The organism is Pseudomonas sp. NFX98 (assembly GCF_047784845.1).
Taxonomy (GTDB): domain Bacteria; phylum Pseudomonadota; class Gammaproteobacteria; order Pseudomonadales; family Pseudomonadaceae; genus Aquipseudomonas.
On sequence record NZ_JBLNNF010000005.1, the window covers coordinates 288905 to 304881 of the forward strand.

Genomic DNA, 15977 nt, shown 5'->3' on the forward strand with positions numbered 1-15977 from the left:
CGCTTTCGCAGCCCGCTCCAACAAGAATTTAGCGTGAAGTTTACTTCTTGCGCATCCGCATCAACTCCGGCAACCCGATCTTGAGCAGCCGCGCCGTCCGGCTCTTGGCCAGCTCTTCGATGCCTTCATGCTCAGTCAGGCGCGCGAGTTGCGCCGCCATGTTCATCACCAAGGCTTCGCGGGAGTAAACCCCGCCACCGAGCTGGTAGGCCGCCGCAATCAGCTGTCGCAGTTCCAGCGGCAGGCGCCAGCGGGTGCGTAGCGCCGAACCGTAGGCTGCGCCAAACTCGGCGAGCGCTTCGCCCACCTCCTCCTGCTCATCCAGCTCGCCACCGGCCTGCTTCCATTCCTGCAAGCAACGCAGCAACGCCAGATCACCCAAGCGATGCAACATGCCAGCGCAATAGCAGCGCGCCTGATCCAGATCGAGCAGCCGCGCCAGCGTCCGGGCGTATTCGGCCGTGTGCAGCGACAGGTCCCAATAACGCTCGGCGTAGTCCGCCAAATATGGATCGCTGAGCTTGGCACTGCGCTTGAGGGCCAGGCCCAGAATCAGGTTCATGCTTTGCCCGGTGCCCAAACGCTGCAGCGCTTGGGCCAGGGTTTGCACCGCCGCGCCATGGTGCTGCGCTGCGCTGTTGGCAGCGGCGATCAGCACAGCGGTGATTTGCGGATCTGTGCGGATCTCGTCTTCCAGCTTTGTCAGATCGAGCCCATTGGGATTGAGGCTGCGCTTGACCGCCAATTGCACGTCCGTCATCAGCGGCGCACCCTCCGCCAGTTCACGACGGCGCTCCAGATACACCGACAAGGTCATGCCCGGCGCCAGCGACGGCACCTCACACGAGACTTCTTCACCTGCGTTAAGCAGCAAATCCTGCAGGCGATGGGTCAGGCTTTCCATGTTCAGCGGTTTGGTCAGGTACGCGGCAGGCGCCAGCGGCAGCGCTTCGCGCACACTGGCGCTGTCGTTGCGGCTGCTCATCAGGATGAAGGGCAACGGTGGATTGCGATTGCGCTGACGGACGCTGCGCAACACATTCAGGCCGTCGACACCGGGCAGTTCCCAGTCGACGATCACCAAGTCATAAGGGTTGGCCGCCAGCAGCTCCAGCGCTTGTTGGCCGTCGGCGCACAGATCCAGCCGCGCATCGCAACGTACATTCAACAAGACTTCCTTGAGCAGGTCACGCGACCACGGGTCAGCCTCGGCGATCAACACTCGTGGAACGGCGGGTAAATTGACGACTGTCATACGGCTCTCCCTGGCAATGCCTGAACCTTAGCGAATGCTGGCCTTGCGATACAGCGCTAATACGCGGGTTATATTTCGGTTGGCATAAAAAAACCCGCCGAAGCGGGTTTTTTGTCGATCAGGTCACACTAAGCGATCACAGCTCGGAGAAGCACTCTTCGATGATCGCCAGACCTTTATCCAGTTGCTCGTCCGGCGAGGTCAGCGGTACCAGGACGCGCAGAACGTTGCCGTAGGTGCCGCAGGACAGCAGGATCAGGCCTTTGTCGCGTGCCTTGGCCACAACCGATGCCACAGCGGCAGCGTTCGGCTTGTGGCTGTCGCCGTTTTCGAACAGCTCGACAGCGATCATCGCGCCCAGGGCACGGACTTCGCCGATCACTGGGTACTTGGCCTGGATAGCCTTCAGGCCAGTGACCAGACGCTCGCCGACAGCCTTGCAGCGGTCCAGCAGGTGCTCTTCTTCGAACACTTCCATCACGGCCAGGGCCGCGGCGCAAGCGATCGGGCTACCGGCGTAGGTGCCGCCCAGGCCGCCTGGAGCGATGGCGTCCATGTATTCGGCCTTGCCGCACACACCGGCCAGCGGGAAGCCGCCAGCGATGGATTTGGCGAAGGTGGTCAGGTCGGCAGCAACGCCCATCTGTTCCATGGCGAAGAAGGTGCCGGTACGGCCAGCGCCAGTCTGTACTTCGTCAGCGATCAACAGGATGCCGTGCTGGTCGCACAGGGCACGCAGACGCTTCATGAATTCTTTAGGCGCAACGTAGAAACCACCTTCGCCCTGAACCGGCTCGATGATGATCGCTGCGATGTCACGCGGCTCAGCGTCGTTCTTGAAGATGCGTTCGATGGAAGCGATCGAGTCGTCGATGCTCACACCGTGCAGCTCGTTCGGGTACAGCGCGCGGAACACGCCGCCTGGCATCAGACCCATGCCGGCCGAGTAAGGCACGACTTTACCGGTCAGGCCCAGGGTCATCATGGTGCGACCGTGGTAAGCGCCGGTGAAGGCAATCACGCCGGCACGGCCAGTGGCGGCACGGGCGATTTTCACGGCGTTTTCTACAGCTTCGGAACCGGTGGTGACCAGCAGGGTTTTCTTGGCGAAATCACCTGGCACCTTGGCGTTGATTTTTTCGCACACTTCTACGTACGGCTCGTAGGCCAGAACCTGGAAGCAAGTGTGGGTCAGCTTGTTCAGCTGTTCGGTCACGGCAGCGATGATTTTCGGGTGCACGTGGCCGGTGTTCAGTACAGCGATACCGCCAGCAAAGTCAATGAACTCGCGACCTTCAACGTCGGTCACGGTAGCGTTCTTCGCGGACTCGGCGAAGATCGGGTGAATCTGGCCAACACCACGTGGAACTGCATTGGTACGGCGGGCCATCAAAGAAGCGTTAGTCTTGCTCATAAAGTCCTCATTCGCCGCTCATCGGGCGGCGTGGTTCAAGGAAAATGCAGCGGGGAAACAACGGTGGCAGCATGCGATGATCGACTGCCACGGCGTTCCCGGCCACAGAGAAAATTCCGGTTTGAAGCAACGCAAAGGGACAGCGCTCTCGTGCCCTTTGCGCTTGAAGCAATGCCTCGCCGGGCTTAGATGCCCAGGCAGAGGTATTTGATTTCCAGGTAATCTTCGATGCCGTACTTGGAGCCTTCACGGCCCAGGCCCGAGGCCTTGATGCCGCCGAACGGCGCGACTTCGTTGGAGATCAGGCCAGTGTTGACGCCGACCATACCGTATTCCAGGGCTTCAGCCACACGGAACACACGACCCAGGTCGCGAGCGTAGAAGTACGAGGCCAGACCGAACTCGGTGTCGTTGGACATCGCGATCACTTCGGCTTCGTCTTTGAAGCGGAACAGCGGCGCCAATGGACCGAAGGTTTCTTCCTTGGCCACGGCAGCGTTCTTCGGCACGTTGGTCAGGATGGTCGGCTCGAAGAAGTTGCCTTCCATCGATTTGCCGCCGGCCAGTACGGTAGCGCCTTTGGCAACGGCGTCAGCGATGTGCTCTTGCACCTTGGCGACAGCTTTTTCGTCGATCAGCGGGCCAGTGGTGGTGCCGTCTTCCAGACCGTTACCGATCTTGAGTTTGGCCACGGCCACTTTCAGTTTCTCGGCGAACGCGTCGTAGACCGAATCCTGAATATACAGGCGGTTGGCGCAGACGCAGGTCTGGCCGTTGTTGCGGTACTTGGAAATAATCGCGCCTTCGACGGCCTTATCCAGGTCCGCGTCGTCGAACACGATGAACGGCGCGTTGCCGCCCAACTCCAGGGACACTTTCTTGATGTCCTTGGCGCATTCCGACATAAGTTGACGACCGATTTCGGTCGAACCGGTGAAGGACAGTTTGCGTACGATCGGGTTGCTGGTCAGCTCGCTGCCGATGTCGCCGGCGCTGCCGGAAACCACGCTGAACACGCCAGCAGGAATGCCGGCACGCTGAGCCAGTTCAGCCAGAGCGAAAGCCGAGAACGGCGTTTGCGAAGCAGGCTTGAGCACCATGGTGCAACCGGCGGCCAGGGCCGGGCCGGCTTTACGGGTGATCATTGCCGCCGGGAAGTTCCACGGGGTGATTGCAGCGGTCACGCCGATTGGCTGCTTGATCACGATCAGGCGCTTGTCTGGCTGGTGGCCCGGAATCACGTCACCGTAGATGCGCTTGGCTTCTTCGGCGAACCACTCGATGAAGGAAGCGGCGTAAACGATTTCACCCTTGGCTTCGGCCAATGGCTTGCCTTGTTCCAGGGTCATCAGGCGAGCCAGGTCGTCCTGGTTCTCGATGATCAGCTCGAACCAGCGACGCAGCTTGTTCGCACGTTCCTTGGCGGTCAGTGCACGCCAGGCCGGCAGCGCTTTGTCAGCGGCTTCGATTGCACGGCGGGTTTCGGCCGCGCCCATTTTCGGCACGGTGCCCAGAATTTCGCCCGTTGCCGGGTTGTTGACCTTGATCGTCTGACCATTGTCCGCATCTACCCAAGCGCCATCGATGAAGGCTTGTTGGCGGAACAACTGGGTGTCTTTAAGCTGCATGTCGGCTTTCCTTAACAGCACCGCGCACGCGCGGAGCAAATTATGATTGTAGAAAGGCGCCTCAGTAGGCTGCCGTCAGGGAAATCATTCACCGGGCTGAAGCACATAAATAGCGCACTGATTGAACTCGTGCGGTTCAGCACCCAGACAAGAGCGTTTGAAATCTCAAACGAATCCTAGGATCAAAGGGGGTAAAGGACAATAGGGCGTTCGAAAAAAAGAACGAAAACCTCTTTTTTGCTGCATTTTTCTGATCAACGTAGCAAACGCAGGTTACGCTTTGGAAAAACGCAGGCGATTCAGCAGCATGGACGCCCGCAGTGCATATGAGTATCATGGCGCCCGCATTGCACCAGTAGCTCAGCTGGATAGAGTACTGCCCTCCGAAGGCAGGGGTCGTGGGTTCGAATCCCGCCTGGTGCACCATATAGCAGAAACGAGAAAGCCTCAGGCCGTAGGGTCTGGGGCTTTTTTTGTGTCCAGAATTCGTCAATTGCTGTTGGGGCATGAAACACCTACCTTATCCTGCGTTTGTCTCAATGCGTTCAATATGGCGATCAACCCCAAACCGCGTACATACCGGCGCGATCGATGTCCAAGGAAGTGATATGGCGAAAATGTGGATGATCCGTGGCGAATCTGGCCGGCTATACGATGATTTTCGTGAGCGTGGCGTCGCCGCAATTGGATGGTCAAAACTCGCGCCATTAGCCAAACCTGGTATGACGCGCAAAGAAGTCACTCGCCTCTACCAAGACATTGAGCCCAACATCAAACCCGGCACCGCTATTTCAGGCGCCTCGCAAGTATGGCGCTTCATCAATGAAATGCAGCCTGGTGACTGGGTGGTGACCTACTCGCCCGCCAACCGCACCTATTTAGTGGGCAAAATCACTGGCGACTTCAAACACAATCCTGATCTGGCCGATCTGGGAATGTCGTTGACCCGTCCGGTGCAATGGCAGGCTCAGGAAGTCGACCGCGATAGCCTGAGTACTGCCAGCAAGAACAGTCTCGGCTCAACGCTTACTGTATTTGTTGTACCTGATTTTGCCCTTCAGGAGCTGAAAGCGATGGCGGCCGGGGACAAGCCGCCCGCGTTACCACCAGTTGAAGAAGAGTATCCCGACAGCGATCCTCTGGCAGGCATGGAAAGTTTGGCTCTCGAACGCATTAAGGACCTGATCAACGCTTTGCCCTGGGATGATATGCAGCACTTGGTCGCAGGAATCTTGCGGGCCATGGGCTACAAAACCCAGGTCTCCCCGGCTGGCCCTGATCGTGGAAAAGACATCATCGCGTCACCCGACGGGTTTGGCTTTGAGAACCCGCGAATCATCGTTGAGGTCAAGCATCGCAAAGAGAAAATGGGCCGCCAGGAAATCTGCAGTTTTCTGGGCGGACGGCACAAAGATGATCGCGGGCTGTATGTCAGTACCGGCGGTTTCAGCAAAGATGCTTACTACGAAGCCGAGCGAGCCAGTGTGCCGCTGACGCTATGGACGTTGGACAACCTCGTACGAACATTGATTGAGCACTATGCCCAGACGGATTCGGAAACCAAACGACTGGTACCGCTGAAGCTGACGTACTTGCCGCTATAAATTCGTCTTTTGATTCAGGTTTCAACCCCAAATTTTAACCAACAAAACGAGGCTGCCATCGGTAGCCAAGGTGGTGTGCCGATGACGCAAGGCTATCCAAAACCGTGGCAGAGCTATCAAGAGCAGCTTGAATTGCTGATGGCTCGCGGGATGGTAGTGACTGATAAACCCAAAGCAATGGAGTATCTGGAGCGCATCGGATACTACCGCCTCAGTGGTTATTGGTTTGCCTTTCGCGAGCGCACCGAGCTCTGCTGCCCAATCAATCAGCAAGGCAGAAAACAACCATCCAAAACAAAACCGACTCGCTTTCCACTCGATGATTTCAAGCCTGGGACTACATTCCAGAATTCGGTCGACCTTTACGTTTTCGATAAGAAACTGCGGCTATTGATTCTGGATGCTTTGGAGCGCATAGAAATTGCGTTACGGGTGGACATTTCCCACGGGCTTGGCAAACATGAAAAGTTTGCTTACCTAAGGTCCGAGCTGTTCCACGAAAGCTTTTCTAAACAGCTGGACGGCAAAACTGGTCTGACTAAACATCATGTCTGGCTTGGCAAGCACGCTGCGTTGATCAATCGCTCGAACGAAGACTTTATTCGCCACAATAAGGAAAAATATGGCCTTCCGTTAGCGGTCTGGGTGGCGTGCGAGGTTTGGGATTTCGGCACGCTTTCGATGCTTTTTGCCGGTATGACTGAGGCGGATCAAGATGATATCTCGCAAGAGTACGGCATCAGCAATGGCAGGGTCTTCGCCAGTTGGCTTCGAAGCCTGAACTATCTACGCAATGTGTGCGCCCATCACAGTCGTCTGTGGAACCGAAACATCGTCGATCAACCGAAGCTGCCACCGATAGACCAAGCGCCGACATTGTCCGCGTTCCATGACGACGCACACCGTCGAGCTCGTCCGTTTATGCTTTTTTGCATCACTCAACACCTGATGAAGGTCATCAATCCATCATCGAGCTGGGGAAAACGCTTGAAGGCACTGCTGCTAAATGACTTCCCCAATCTGACCCATCTGGATCTCAACCTTGACGGCATGGAAATTGACCAAGACTGGCAGAAACGCGACTGGTAGGCGGCAAAAGCCAGGCAATAAAAAACCCCTGAGCAGTCTCAGCGCCGGAGCGCATCAACCGACAGGGGCCGTGTTGTGGGCGATTATAAGGATTGAGGACTTCTCGTCAACTACCGATAAGCAGGCGCAACCACATGAACGCGGAAGCAACTATCAAGGAAAACTTGACAGTTCGGTTCGGTGGATTGAGCCGAATTCGTCCAATTTCTGGGCAGTTTCTTGGGTGGCTCGCTAAAATTGTTGCTGACGTTTTTCCCAGCACTTCGTTACGAATTTCAAGGTTGCAGGAGATAAGTCCGCACGATACCCTTCCGCCGTCGCTGCCAATTCAGCGGCCGGGCTTGGTAACCCGATGGAATAAAGGCGCAACAGCGCCCCAAACACGTTTGCAGGCGTTTTTTTTCGTCTGTGATCTTGTGCTATGGCGGCTGTGCGTGGGACGTCTTCGGACGTGCCGGTTTCCTTGATTCCCCGGTTTACCAACCTGCGCACAGTTGCCACCCATTCGCTTGGTATCGAATGCGCGGCAACTTCTTAAATCAAGGAAGTGAACAATGCGCAGCATCAATCCGTACGAAATTCGGCTTACCCCCCAACGCGATTTCCAATCGCAATCCCACCGTACCTCCATCAACGGAGGTGGCAAATGACCGATCCAACAGAACTGAAAACCATCGGCTTAACGCCTGCCATCTATTGCCTGGATAAGGCAGTCTTTCACGTCACTCGCGATGTGCCTCTCGGCGACGCGCTAGGCATGGCTTCTGACTTTCTTTTCCTTGCCAAGGCACTGACCAGAGATGCGGCCTATGACAAAGAAAGCGATCGCCATGCCTGGGCGGCACATTATCTAACGGCGCTGAGTAAGGCATTGGTAGATGATGCTGTGAAAGTGCTGACGCGAGACGAACCTTCGCGGAAGGGTAAAACCAAAGAATAGCGGCAACCCACCATTCAAATTGCGGATCCTGATTTGTACGGATCTGCAATTTGAAAGAGCAGTGCTTTCCTAAGTGCCGCTTTCACTCAGTCGTCCAGTCAAACTCGTCGTACTCATCATCCTCGTCGTCCTCAATCTCTTCATCATAAAGAACGTCTTCCTCAGGCGCTTCTTCCGCCTGCTTCGCCAGGAGAAACTCCTTACGACTCTCCGTCACTGCTCGCCGCAATTCCTCACCCTTGACCGGGCAGCTGAGCATTTGGGCGATGCGGTCCATTTTTTTTGCCACGGCATCCTCCAACGCATCGGCTATAGGCCGATAGTGCGCGCTTTCGGGGGTTGATGCCAAATCGTGGAGCATCGCTCTCTTCAGTTTTTCTTCAATTCCTCGAGTCGGGCGCTGAGGTTTTCCTTGGGAAAGCGCTTGTGCAATGTCGCCATCAAGTCATCCGCTGCGTGTGTCTGACCGGCCTTCTGCAGGCGAATCACTTCAAGCAATTGCTCATCCAGGGTTGTCACCGGAGCGGCTGCGCGTTTGCTGACCTTTGCTTCATCGGCCATTTCGGCGCTGATCGATTCGCTCTGCGCGGGGGCGGCGAAACCTGCCATCGGTGCGGCCGGCGCTGGCGCTGCGAGGGAGCGCGCAACCGACGACGGCGCTGGCGCAGCTTCTTTTTTAGTGACCGGTGCGGACGCTTTGGGCGCGAAGTCGTAACTCGCGGGCTGTTCTGGGTTTCGCTGTACCAGCGCCAGCATCAGCGCCACGCCGACAAGGCTGGCAAATGCGACCTGCCAACGAGGTTGCTGGCAAGCCTGAACCCAGCGTTGCCACAGGTTCTGTTTCGGCGCAGGGACTTCACGCTGTGCGGCAGACAGGATAAACACGTCGAGATGAGCCGGTGGTTCGCCGGTCGAATGCTCGCGGAAATGCTGAAGCACCTGGTCTTCCGGTGGTTTGCGGGCGTCAGTCATGTCAGTACCTCCTCGGCCAGCAGCCGACGCAATTTTTGCTGGGCGTAACGCAAGCGGCTTTTGACGGTTTCCAGCGGGGTTTCGGTGAGGGTGGCGATTTGTGGCAGATCGAGTTCGCCGTGGGCCCGCAATAGAAACACTTCACGCTGGTCGGCGGGCAGATTTTGCAGGGCCGCTTCCAGGCGTTGACCGTCGCGACTCAGGCTCAGTAATTGCTCGGGATCAGCAGCATTGTCGATCACCGCGTGGGCCTGCTCGTCATAGCTGTCATGCAAGGGATTGTGGATTCCGTGTTTGCGCCAATGATCAATCAGACGGTTGCGGGCAATCTGGTAGAGCCACGTACGAAAATTCGCCCGGCCCTGTGGCTGACTGGTGCTGCGGATCAGACTAAACCAGGTCTCCTGATAAACCTCTTCCGCCAGCTCGGCCTTGCCGCTGAGGCCGAGCAGGAATCGGTAAAGCCCCTGGCGGTGACGGGCGTACAAAATCTCGAACGCCGACCCATCCCCCGAGCGATAGCGCGCCAGCAGTGATTCATCGCTCGCTTCAGCGGCTGACATATCAGTTGTAGCCTCCCTTAAGCGGCTGACTGTTGGATGCCGTGGTGGTGCGTAGACTTTGCGCCAGCTCAACCAATTGCACGAACTCGCTGCGCAAACCGAATCGATCTTCGCCCCGTGCGCCACGGGCCAGCGCTTCGGTGTCTTTGAGGCTGAATTCGCCAGTGTAGCGCCCGTCCTTGAGCTGCTGGGAAAACGCCGCCACCGCCGCCGCAAAGCGCAGATCATCGCTGGGTTTTCCAATCGGAGCGTTGACGATCGGGCGTTCGATCAAGCGACTATTCCCACCTTCCGGTAACTGATAACGCACACGCAGCATCGCCAATTCGCCGTTTTTATCAGCCACAGCAACGCCCGATTTACCGTAGCGCAACGGTTCCAACCAACCTTTCTCGCCCGCTGGGACAATTTCGTACAACGCCGTCACTGTGTGTCCCGCACCGATTTCGCCGGCATCGACTTTGTCGTTACTGAAATCCTCACGCTTCAACGCGCGGTTTTCGTAGCCGAGCAAGCGGTACTCACTGACCTGCGCCGGGTTGAACTCCACTTGCAGCTTCACATTTTTCGCTACCACGGCGAGGGTCGAGCCGAGCTGATCCACCAGCACCTTGCGCGCCTCACGCAAGTTGTCGATGTAGGCGTAGTTGCCATCGCCGGCATCGGCCAATTGTTCCATCAAGTGTTCATTGTAGTTATCCACACCGAAACCCAGGGTGGTCAGGGAAACGCCGGTCTTGCGTTTATCCACAGCCATTTGCTTGAGGCTGTCGAAGTCGCTGATACCGACGTTGAAGTCACCGTCCGTGGCGAGCAGGACACGGTTGATGCCGTTGGGGATAAACGCCTGTTGCGCCTGTTGATAAGCCAGTTCGATACCCGATGCCCCGGCGGTGGAGCCGCCTGCGGTCAATTGATCGATGGCTGTACGAATCTTCGCTTTTTCCCCTCCAGAAGTGGACTCCAGCACCACGCGCGATTCGCCGGCGTAGACCACCAATGACACCCGGTCCTGCTCACGCAATTGGTCGACCAGTAATTTCAGCGTGCTCTTCACCAGCGGCAGACCTTCGCGGCGATCCATCGAACCGGACACGTCCACCAGGAACACCAGGTTCGCCGGCGCCAGTTCCGCGACGGTACGGTCTGACGCTTTGATACCGATGCGCAGCAAGCGGGTATGCGGATTCCACGGCGACGCAGCCAGTTCAGTGGTCACGCCGAAGGGTGAGCCATCAGTCGGCAAGGCGTAGTCATAAGGGAAGTAATTAACCATTTCCTCCAGCCGCACCGCACCTTCCGGTGGCAAACGCCCCTGATTGAGCAAGCGGCGGACGTTGGCGTAAGCGCCAGTGTCGACGTCAGCGCTGAAGGTCGAGACCGGCGTTTCGGCAACGCTGTGGATCGGGTTATCCGCCAGCGCTTGATACTGCTCCCGCTGTTCATCGCGATAGCCCTGTGGATAAGCCTCACCAACAGGCATCGGCGTCAAACTGGCGCCGGGGGCCGCACGCACGTTGCGCTTGGCCATCAATGCATCGGCCGCGACCCTCTCGTGCTGCACCAACGCTTCGGTTTTCAGCTCAGGCTGGGCCGGTGGCGGCGCCGCTGCAGACTCAGGTTTCGATGAAACTCCGCAACCGGCAATGGCCAGCAGCAACCCGGCGGCGAAGCCCTGGGCGGCCGAGCGGAGGAAATGCAGAGGGAGGGACATGTGGGCTGACCTCAGGAGGAAATTGATCCATTCATCCTCTGAGACGGGCAGCCCTTTCGATTCGGGTTAAGTCGCGCCAAATATTTTTCAGCGGTGATAACGCCGCACCACGCTGCTGTTTCTCAGCACATGGCCTTTGATTTTTTCCAGAAATTGCGCACGGGTCAGGCCGGCCGGCAACGCATCCGGCGCCAGGTCCAGGGCATAGATCTGGATGATGTAGTGATGCGCGCTGTCGCCAACGGGCGGGCAAGGGCCGACGTAACCGGTAGAGCCTTTGCTGTTGGTACCGCCCACGCCTTCAAGCGCGGATTTGGCGCCGACACCGGAAGCAATCTGATGGGTGCCGGCCTTGATGCCGTAATGCACCCAGTGATCGACGCCCTGGCCTTTCTGGCCATCCGGGTCGTGCATGACGATGGCGTAGCTGAGCGTGCCCGCCGGGCCGGCGTTCCAGGCCAATGCCGGTGAAACGTTGTGCCCGCCGCAGCCCGGTGCGTCGCTGGCAGCGGCTGAAGTGAACAAGCGGTCATCGGAAACACCCGGGATGTTCAGGGTGAAACGCTCCTGGGCGGCGTGTGCCGGAAGTTGCACGCAAAAGGCGACGGCTACGGCCGCTAGCCAAGGTTTCAGTGAGGTCAATCGGGTCATTCCGGAGCACCTTGTGCGTGTTGGGCCGTCGTCGGCGTGCAAACTATAGCCGGACCGTTCGCGCGTTGGCAGTGGCATTTGGATGAACCTCGCGTTACGCGCCAGACTCTCTAGAGAAACGCCTGTCTGGAGTGCGATCATGACCTTGCATCGCGTCGCCCGTTTTACCGACGTCTCCGAAAACCGTGGCCTGGAAGTCCGCATCGACGACAGTAAAATCCTGCTGCTGAAAGTCGGCGACCAATTGCGTGCCTATCAAGGCGAATGCCCTCACGCCGGGGCCCCGCTGGCCGAGGGCGCACTCTGCAATGGGCGCCTTACTTGCCCGTGGCACAAGGCCCAGTTTCGCATCGAGGATGGCGGATTATGTGAGCCACCCGCTCTGGACAGCCTCAAGCGTTATCCGCTTGAGGTGCGTGATGGCGAGGTCTGGGTGGGCGACCAACCGCTGCAGGATGCCCATACCCCGCCCGCCGATGACGAGCGCACTTTTGTGATTGTCGGTGCAGGCGCCGCAGGCACGGCGGCGGCCTCGGCACTGCGCGAAAAAGGCTTCGGCGGCCGGGTGCTGTTGATCGATCGTGAAGCCGGGGCCGGTTACGACCGTACGGTGCTGAGCAAATTCGTGATTGCCGGCGAGATGCCAACGGAAGAAGTCCCGTCGCTGCGTGATGACGACTTTTACCGCGAGCAACGCATCGAGCGTATCAATGCCGAAGTGATGAGCCTCGACGCCATCAACCGCAAACTGCGACTGACTGACGGCCAATCGCTCCAATATGATGCGGCTCTGTTGGCGACTGGTGGTACGCCAAAACCATTGGAACTGCCCGGCGCAAAACTGCCGCAAGTGTTCGTCTTGCGCTCAAGGGCTCATGCGCAGCAGATTCTCGACAGCGCCAAGCCCGGTCAGCACGCGGTGATCATCGGCGACAGCTTCATCGCCATGGAGTCCGCTTCATCCCTGCGCCAGTACGGCCTCGACGTCACGGTTCTGGCCCGTCAGCCAGTGCCGTTCGCCAAACAATTCGGCGAAACCATCGGCAAAGCAATCCTTGCCCTGCATGAAGCCAATGGCGTGGTGTTGCGCACCGATGGCGAAGCCACACAGATTGAAGGAACGAACAAGGTCGAAGCGGTGCAACTGGATAATGGTCAGCGATTGTCGGCGGATCTGGTGCTGGTGGGGATCGGCGTCACCCCGGCAACCGCGCCGTTCGCTGATCTGCCGCAGGAAAAAGACCATTCGCTGCGCGTCGATGGCGGTATGCGCGTCACCGACGGACTCTGGGCCGCCGGTGACATCGCCACCTTCCCGCTCAACGGCCAGCCCCGGCGCATCGAACACTGGCGCCTGGCCCAGCAACAGGCGCGGATTGCGGCGGCAAACATGCTTGGCGGCGATGAGCATTACCTCGACGTGCCGTATTTCTGGACCTGGCACTTCGGTAAGAACTACGACTACCTCGGTCATGCCGAGGCGTGGGATGAAGTCGAGTTCAAGGGTGATCCGTTCAAGCCCCCCTTCATCGGGCTGTTCGGCAAAAACGGCGTGGTAACCGCCGTCGTAGCGTGCGAAGAAGAGCGGACCATGGCGATGCTCGCCGAGCGGATGAAACAGCCGCTGCCGGTGGATGAGGCGTGGCGGATGATTCGCGATTGAAGCCAGACAGCAAAACGCCCGCCTTCCGCATCGCGCAGAAGCCGGGCGTTGCTGTGTAAAGCCTCGGTGTTACTGGACTTCGCCAGCGCCGCCGAATTTGCTCATCAGGAAACCGGCAAACTCTTCGACGGTCATTTTCTGGCCGTTGAAGTCCACCTGATTGTTGGCGTAATGCAGTTTGGTCACGATGTTGTTGCCATCCAGCTTTGCCAACTGGCTACCAACGGCCATGCTGCTGAACATGTCGGCGGTGGCGGTGGCCTGATCGGCGATGAGTTTGGCGTCGGTCTGGCCGTCGATTTGCGATTGCACGGTGAGCACGTCGACGATCATCGGCTTGGACACTTGCAGATTGAAGTCCAGCAATGCAATCAGCTGTCTGGCCAATTGGTCGGCCGGCAGGTCGATCGTTTGTGGCTTGGTCAGGTCAAGCACCAGGTTGGCGCGGCTTTCGCCATTAGTGGTGTTGAACGACAGGTTCTCCAGCGCCACCTGCGGGCCGGCAGCGAGCAACTTCTCCAGATTGGTTTTGAGCTGTGCCTCTTCGGCTTCGGTCAGGTTCAATTCCGGTGTTGGCAAACCAGCCTCGGCAGCCTCGGCGGCGGCCTGCTCGTACGGTTGCAGTTTGGTCTGGTAAATCTGCATCAACGCCATCGTGGCGGGGATGTCGAGATTCTTCAGGCTCAGGGCCATCTGCGCAGAACCAACGGCCTTGCCGTTCAGGGACACTTCACCGACTTTGTAATCGGCACGCCCGGATGCGTTGGTGCCCGACTCCGCGGTCTGGTTCTTCATTTCGAAATTCTTGAAGCCCAGCACCGACTGTTTCGGACCGAAAGTGGTTTTGCTGTTGCTCAGCTCGACGGTGTTGTCGCCAGTGTAATAACCGTAAGTGCTTTTGGTCAGGTTGCTGGCCAGGGTCAAGCCACCCAACTCGACTTGCACCGGTGCCTGATCTTCCGAAACGGTAGTCAGCTTCAGGCTGTCCATGTAGCCGTCGGCCTTGACCTTCTGAGCCTGGGCACTGGCTGCAACGTCGAGCTTCAGACCAGAAAACTTCAGGCTGGACTTGTCGTCCAGGGCCGTTTCCAGTGGCAGCAGCTCAAGCGTGCCGTTGGTGGAGTTGTCGTAGCCGATGTTGACCACGCCGATAAGCGGCGAAGCGCCCTTGGTGGCGGCGAACCATTTTTCGGTGAGCGGGGTTTTTTCCAGTTCGTAGTGACTGGTGGCCATGACCGGCAACCACTTCAGCGACAGCAGGCGCGAGAACGGCAGCGGACCGTGTTCCAGGTGGTCGACGAACAGCAGCTCGACCGGCGCTTCGCCGAACATTTCACCTTCGCCCTTGAGGCGATAGTGTGCGGTGCTGCTGAATACGTGACGTTCCAGCGAGACCAGCTCCAGCGTTGCCGTGCCTTTGTGCCCGACCAGCGCAGCCTGCAATTGCTGGTTGGCGTCGGCAAGGGAAGTGTTCAATACGCTTTCGATTTTGGTGCCGGTGTACCAGGCACCGCCGACGCTGATGGCCCCGATGGCGACCACAATTCCCAGAAGCACGCCTGCTGATTTATTCATGTATGACCCGTTCAATGTCCGTTGTTGAAGGTGTGGTCGTCTTCCCTGAACCCAGACGGGTTGCGGTCACGACTGCGCTTGAAATGGGTAGCAGATTAGCATCAGGCGCGTAGAGCGGCCCAATGATTAAAGGTTAAAGAGTGTCTGTGAAGTTGTGTCGTATACAAAAAATCGCAGCCTTCGGCAGTTCCTACAGGTATATGCACAACCTGTAGGAGCTGCCGAAGGCTGCGATCTTTTAGCAATCAGGAATACTGAACCTCGATCTCATCCAGCTGATGATCAAAGGTTTTCAACCGCGCGGTCCAGGTGTACACCAGCACTTCAAAATCCCGATTGATCACCGCCCCGCCCGTCACTTCCCCTCGGGGGTCGCAGAAGTCCAGTTGATAGCGTTCGCGGGCCATGGCTGTCGCGACGTCGGCCAGTTCCCGGGCGTTGTTGAGCCAGTGCCGGCCATCGTCGGCCACTTGCTTGTCCAACTCCAGACATTGCTTCTTCAGGGTTTCGAGGCTTTTTTCCAGCGGCGTGCCGGTCAATTCGCCCATGACTTCCTGGAACGTGCGCCCCGGTTGCCAGTAGCTGCCCCAGAAATAGCGATCGAACACCGTTTCGACCCGGCGCAATGCGACCTTGGTGTCCCAGATCAGCACCAGCGTCTTGCCTTGTTCGAGTTGTCTTTTTTTGATCCGCTGGTTCTGGACCGACGCCCAGGCCACCACTGCAATCGACATCACCGCAATCAGCGCGGCGGCACTGTCGAGGAACGCCATTGCCTTATCGATCTGGTGAGCCAGCATGATGCCGTAGAAATAGGTGCCCGTGAGCAGCACCAGCGCCACGATGGCGCACCAGAAGCCGAGAGCATAAGGGTTTTTCATTATTGGTTTCCCCCTGACCTGCGCGAGC

At 58.1% G+C, this 15977-nt stretch carries 14 protein-coding genes and 1 tRNA gene; 5 read left to right on the forward strand and 10 right to left on the reverse strand.

Annotated elements, in window-relative coordinates; genetic code table 11:
• Window positions 1–40 precede the first annotated feature (40 nt).
• The 3 genes from ACM110_RS08960 to gabD all read right to left on the reverse strand — a co-directional run bounded on the left by ACM110_RS08960 (window position 41) and on the right by gabD (window position 4297).
• Window positions 41–1255 carry an HDOD domain-containing protein gene (locus ACM110_RS08960; protein WP_416127476.1) on the reverse strand — a complete coding sequence of 405 codons (1215 nt, stop codon included), beginning with the start codon at window positions 1253–1255 and terminating at the stop codon, window positions 41–43.
• A 136-nt stretch (window positions 1256–1391) separates the two neighbouring features.
• Window positions 1392–2669, reverse strand: a complete 1278-nt coding sequence (gene gabT, locus ACM110_RS08965; protein ID WP_416127477.1) for a 4-aminobutyrate--2-oxoglutarate transaminase — start codon at window positions 2667–2669, stop codon at window positions 1392–1394.
• Window positions 2670–2854: 185 nt separating this feature from the next.
• Window positions 2855–4297, reverse strand: a complete 1443-nt coding sequence (gene gabD, locus ACM110_RS08970) for an NADP-dependent succinate-semialdehyde dehydrogenase (protein ID WP_416127478.1) — start codon at window positions 4295–4297, stop codon at window positions 2855–2857.
• Window positions 4298–4646: 349 nt separating this feature from the next.
• Between gabD and ACM110_RS08975 the strand changes: the two genes are divergently transcribed.
• From ACM110_RS08975 to ACM110_RS08990, 4 genes are all read left to right on the forward strand, one after another.
• Window positions 4647–4723 (forward strand) — tRNA-Arg (locus ACM110_RS08975).
• A 182-nt stretch (window positions 4724–4905) separates the two neighbouring features.
• Window positions 4906–5901, forward strand: a complete 996-nt coding sequence (locus ACM110_RS08980; RefSeq protein ID WP_253434592.1) for a restriction endonuclease — start codon at window positions 4906–4908, stop codon at window positions 5899–5901.
• A gap of 81 nt (window positions 5902–5982) precedes the next feature.
• Window positions 5983–6990, forward strand: a complete 1008-nt coding sequence (locus tag ACM110_RS08985) for an Abi family protein (RefSeq protein WP_416127479.1) — start codon at window positions 5983–5985, stop codon at window positions 6988–6990.
• Between the two features lie 646 nt (window positions 6991–7636).
• Window positions 7637–7930 (forward strand): DUF3077 domain-containing protein, encoded by a 294-nt coding sequence (locus ACM110_RS08990; protein ID WP_253434590.1) that lies wholly within the window; start codon window positions 7637–7639, stop codon window positions 7928–7930.
• An 82-nt stretch (window positions 7931–8012) separates the two neighbouring features.
• Here ACM110_RS08990 and ACM110_RS08995 read toward each other — a convergent pair whose 3' ends face one another.
• The 5 genes from ACM110_RS08995 to ACM110_RS09015 form a co-directional block, all read right to left on the reverse strand.
• A complete protein-coding gene (locus ACM110_RS08995) occupies window positions 8013–8279 on the reverse strand; it encodes a hypothetical protein (RefSeq protein ID WP_416127522.1) in 267 nt (88 codons plus the stop codon).
• 20 nt (window positions 8280–8299) lie between these two features.
• Window positions 8300–8902 carry a hypothetical protein gene (locus tag ACM110_RS09000; protein WP_416127480.1) on the reverse strand — a complete coding sequence of 201 codons (603 nt, stop codon included), beginning with the start codon at window positions 8900–8902 and terminating at the stop codon, window positions 8300–8302.
• Entirely contained in the window at window positions 8899–9465 is a 567-nt protein-coding gene (locus tag ACM110_RS09005; protein WP_416127481.1) for an RNA polymerase sigma factor, read from the reverse strand. The genes ACM110_RS09000 and ACM110_RS09005 overlap by 4 nt, the downstream gene beginning before the upstream one ends.
• Before the next feature lies 1 nt (window position 9466).
• Complete coding sequence (locus tag ACM110_RS09010; RefSeq protein ID WP_416127482.1) at window positions 9467–11179, reverse strand: vWA domain-containing protein; 1713 nt, start codon at window positions 11177–11179, stop codon at window positions 9467–9469.
• Between the two features lie 87 nt (window positions 11180–11266).
• Window positions 11267–11830: a YbhB/YbcL family Raf kinase inhibitor-like protein gene (locus ACM110_RS09015; RefSeq protein ID WP_416127483.1), complete on the reverse strand. Its 564-nt coding sequence runs from the start codon at window positions 11828–11830 to the stop codon at window positions 11267–11269.
• 139 nt (window positions 11831–11969) lie between these two features.
• Here ACM110_RS09015 and ACM110_RS09020 point away from each other — a divergent pair, with 139 nt between their 5' ends.
• Complete coding sequence (locus tag ACM110_RS09020; RefSeq protein WP_416127484.1) at window positions 11970–13493, forward strand: FAD-dependent oxidoreductase; 1524 nt, start codon at window positions 11970–11972, stop codon at window positions 13491–13493.
• Between the two features lie 69 nt (window positions 13494–13562).
• Here ACM110_RS09020 and ACM110_RS09025 read toward each other — a convergent pair whose 3' ends face one another.
• Together ACM110_RS09025 and ACM110_RS09030 are read right to left on the reverse strand one after the other, a co-directional pair.
• The gene (locus tag ACM110_RS09025) at window positions 13563–15068 is read right to left on the reverse strand and encodes a YdgA family protein (RefSeq protein WP_416127485.1); all 1506 of its coding nucleotides are present in this window, start codon (window positions 15066–15068) and stop codon (window positions 13563–13565) included.
• A gap of 245 nt (window positions 15069–15313) precedes the next feature.
• Entirely contained in the window at window positions 15314–15949 is a 636-nt protein-coding gene (locus ACM110_RS09030) for an NADH:ubiquinone oxidoreductase subunit N (protein ID WP_416127486.1), read from the reverse strand.
• Window positions 15950–15977: the final 28 nt, after the last annotated feature.

Bases quoted from the DNA above. Each gene is read 5' to 3' on its own strand.
- ACM110_RS09015 (WP_416127483.1), bottom strand. From the start codon at position 11,830: ATGACCCGATTGACCTCACTGAAACCTTGGCTAGCGGCCGTAGCCGTC.
- ACM110_RS09000 (WP_416127480.1), bottom strand. From the start codon at position 8,902: ATGACTGACGCCCGCAAACCACCGGAAGACCAGGTGCTTCAGCATTTC.
- gabT (WP_416127477.1), bottom strand. From the start codon at position 2,669: ATGAGCAAGACTAACGCTTCTTTGATGGCCCGCCGTACCAATGCAGTT.
- ACM110_RS08985 (WP_416127479.1), top strand. From the start codon at position 5,983: ATGACGCAAGGCTATCCAAAACCGTGGCAGAGCTATCAAGAGCAGCTT.
- ACM110_RS08980 (WP_253434592.1), top strand. From the start codon at position 4,906: ATGGCGAAAATGTGGATGATCCGTGGCGAATCTGGCCGGCTATACGAT.
- gabD (WP_416127478.1), bottom strand. From the start codon at position 4,297: ATGCAGCTTAAAGACACCCAGTTGTTCCGCCAACAAGCCTTCATCGAT.
- ACM110_RS08960 (WP_416127476.1), bottom strand. From the start codon at position 1,255: ATGACAGTCGTCAATTTACCCGCCGTTCCACGAGTGTTGATCGCCGAG.
- ACM110_RS09010 (WP_416127482.1), bottom strand. From the start codon at position 11,179: ATGTCCCTCCCTCTGCATTTCCTCCGCTCGGCCGCCCAGGGCTTCGCC.
- ACM110_RS09030 (WP_416127486.1), bottom strand. From the start codon at position 15,949: ATGAAAAACCCTTATGCTCTCGGCTTCTGGTGCGCCATCGTGGCGCTG.
- ACM110_RS09020 (WP_416127484.1), top strand. From the start codon at position 11,970: ATGACCTTGCATCGCGTCGCCCGTTTTACCGACGTCTCCGAAAACCGT.
- ACM110_RS09005 (WP_416127481.1), bottom strand. From the start codon at position 9,465: ATGTCAGCCGCTGAAGCGAGCGATGAATCACTGCTGGCGCGCTATCGC.
- ACM110_RS09025 (WP_416127485.1), bottom strand. From the start codon at position 15,068: ATGAATAAATCAGCAGGCGTGCTTCTGGGAATTGTGGTCGCCATCGGG.
- ACM110_RS08990 (WP_253434590.1), top strand. From the start codon at position 7,637: ATGACCGATCCAACAGAACTGAAAACCATCGGCTTAACGCCTGCCATC.